Source organism: Acidovorax sp. SRB_24 (assembly GCF_012931925.1).
Map to the genome: position 1 here is coordinate 1 of NZ_MWOM01000307.1, position 311 is coordinate 311.

The 311-nt window shown below is 60.5% G+C and carries 1 pseudogene; it reads left to right on the top strand.

The features are described from left to right. A pseudogene (locus tag B2J89_RS23020) lies at positions 1–85 on the top strand (HslU--HslV peptidase proteolytic subunit); the annotation flags it as partial. Between the last annotated feature and the right edge of the window lie 226 nt (positions 86–311).

Consider the following 311-nt stretch of genomic DNA (forward strand, 5'->3'; position numbering starts at 1 on the left):
GCAGGAGGTGGTGAAGAAATCGCTCGAGATCGCCGGCCAGCTGTGCATCTACACCAACATGAATCACACCCTGGAGACGCTGTAGCCGCAGCCAGCTGCCGCGCCGCGCCGCGCCGCTTGATACTATTTATTTGATAGCTAAAGGCGCTTTATGGATAAGCGCTAGAGGGCTATTTCGTCAAAGGTTCCGCATGTCTTCGATGACCCCCCAGGAGATCGTCTCCGAGCTCGACAAACACATCGTCGGCCAGGCCAGCGCCAAGCGCGCCGTGGCCATTGCGCTGCGCAACCGCTGGCGCCGCCAGCAGGTG